The sequence below is a fragment of the Frankia sp. AgKG'84/4 genome, from assembly GCF_023242965.2.
In the GTDB taxonomy this organism is placed as follows: Bacteria; Actinomycetota; Actinomycetes; order Frankiales; family Frankiaceae; genus Frankia.
This window is the reverse complement of record NZ_JALKFU020001253.1, coordinates 1-2,347: the sequence shown is the minus strand read 5'-3', so window position 1 is coordinate 2,347 and position 2,347 is coordinate 1. Positions and strand designations below refer to the sequence as shown.

The following is a 2,347-nucleotide window of genomic DNA, read 5'->3' as shown; positions in this document are numbered from 1 at the left end:
GGCACCCCACGCGTCGGCTACGCCCAGCTCTACGGCGCCCCCGGCACGGCCGGCGTCTCCATCATCACCACCTGACCCCCGGCGCAGGCGCGAAGCTTCGCCGGGGGGCTGAGCTGCCCGGCGAGGCTCGGCGAAACGGTCCGTCAGTCGCGCCGGGGCGGCAGTGGGTCGAACGCCGGGGCGCGTTTCTCCGCGCGGGCGGTCATGGCCTCCCGCAGCGCGGGTCCGGCGAAGGCCTCATCCATCCGCGCGAGCGTGTCGGACAGCGCGTCCGCCCGCGTCCGGTCGAGATCGCCGTAGACCTGGTGCTTGATGGTCGCCAGGGAGGACGGCGCGCAGTTGTCCGCCAGGTCTGCGGCGTACGCGACCGTGGTCGCCAGCAGCTCCTCGTCCGGGACGACGCGGTGGACGAGCCCCATCGACAGGGCCTCCCCCGCGCTCACCGCGCGCCCGGACAACAGCAGGTCCAGCGCCGGCTGGACGCCGATGAGCCGCGGCAGCAGCCAGGACACGCCGTACTCGGCGGCCAGGCCCAGCCGGGAGAACGCGGTGACGAACTTCGCGGACTCGGCGGCGAAGCGGAGGTCGCTGCCCAGCATGTAGGCGAAGCCAAGGCCCACCGCCGCGCCGTTGACCGCGGCGATCACCGGTTTGCGCAGCCGCAGCGCGAGGTCGGGCAGGTCCTCGCGGGGCGGCCGGAACCCCCTGCTCCCCGTGGCGCCCTGATCCAGCACGGTGAGGTCGGCACCCGAGCAGAAGCCCGCTCCCGCACCGGTCACCACGATCACGCGAACCCGGGGATCGTCGTCCGCCGCGCGCAGCGCCGCCGCGTAGGACACGGCCATCGTCGGCGTCAGCGCGTTGCGGGACTTCGGGCGGTTCAGCGTGACGATGCGGACCCGGCCCCGAGTCTCGGTCAGAATCTCCCGCTCGTCCTGCGCCACGCTCGTCCCGCTCACCTTCATCGCCCTCGCCTCGACCCCGCCGATCCGACCAGCCGAACCGCCCTCACGCCGCGACGACCGCCGCCCGCTCCCGGGCCTCGAGCAGGCCAGCGATCCGCAGCCGGTGCTCCCGGGCGGTGCCCAGCAGCGCACTGCCCACCGACACCCGGCGCAGGTACAGGTGCAGGTCGTGCTCGAACGTCAGGCCGATACCACCGTGGAGCTGGACACAGTCCTGGCACAGCGCGGGACCGTACTGGCCGATGTACGACTTGGCCACGCTGACGAGCTCGCCCGCCTGGTCCCCACCGCCGCCGACGGCCGCCGCGGCCGCGTCCGCCACCGCGTGGCTCGCCTCCAGCCACATCTTCATGTCCGCGAACCGGTGCTTGAGGGCCTGGTAGGACGACAGCGGCCGGCCGAACGAGTAACGGTCGCCGGCCCAGGCGACCGTGAGCTCGAACGCCCGGTCCATCGCCCCGACCATCTCCGCGGTCTGGATCACCAGCGCCTCGCGCAGCTGCCGTTCGACCTCGTCCGCGGCCTGGCCGACCTCGCCGAGCACCGCCGTCGACGGGACCCGCACGTCGTCGAAGTGGACGCGGGCGAACCGGCGGACGGTGTCCAGCGACGAAAGCGGCGTGACCGTGACGCCCGGGCACTCGGCCGGGACCAGGAACTGGGTCAGGCCGTCACCGGTGCGGGCCGTGACAAGGAGGAGCTCCGCCTGCGCCGCGTGCTCGACCGGCCCCTTGGTCCCGGACAGCACCCAGTCGCCGCCGTCCGCCACGGCGGTCGTCGCGACCTCGCCCAGGCCGGCGTGCGGAACCGGCTCGCCGAGGCACCAGGCGGCGACCATCTCCCCGGCGCAGATCCGGGGCAGCGCGTCGTCCACCGAGGCGCCGGCGATCCGGGAGAGCGCCGAGGCCACCACATTGGTCGCCAGGAGCGGTCCCGGCGCGGCGTGCCGCCCGAACTCGTGGGCCACCAGCGCCAGATCGCCCAGGCCGTCGTCGCTCACGCTGCCGCCGCCGTGTTCCTCGGCGACCAGCAGCGAGGTCCAGCCGAGTTCGGCGCCCGCCGTCCAGTAGTCGCCCGGGTAGCCGGACGGATCGTCGCGCAGCGCGCGCAGCACCGCGGTCGGGACGGTGTTCTGCAGGAACTTGCGTGTCGTGCCGACCAACAGGTCCTGGTCGGCGGTCAACCCCAACTTCACCCATGCCTCCGATCAAGCGGTCCCGACACACGGGTCCGGTGTTTCCCTGCCCCGGGAGCGACCACGACGGCCGCGCCGCGCCGCTACTGGGAGGCGGTCTTGAGCTTCGCCGGGTCGGTGACGAGCACCGGGAAACCCGAGATGTTCGTGTTGTGCGCGTGGGAAAGCTGATGGAGAGCGAACGAGG

General features: G+C 73.5%; 2 protein-coding genes. Both read right to left on the bottom strand.

The genetic code is table 11. The annotated features are described in order from the left end of the window. Nucleotides 1-143: 143 nt before the first annotated feature. Nucleotides 144-965, bottom strand: coding sequence for an enoyl-CoA hydratase-related protein (locus tag MXD58_RS29340; RefSeq protein WP_248841478.1), 822 nt, complete (start codon nucleotides 963-965; stop codon nucleotides 144-146). A gap of 43 nt (nucleotides 966-1,008) precedes the next feature. Continuing rightward, nucleotides 1,009-2,160 (bottom strand): acyl-CoA dehydrogenase family protein, encoded by a 1,152-nt coding sequence (locus MXD58_RS29335; RefSeq protein WP_248820350.1) that lies wholly within the window; start codon nucleotides 2,158-2,160, stop codon nucleotides 1,009-1,011. Between the last annotated feature and the right edge of the window lie 187 nt (nucleotides 2,161-2,347).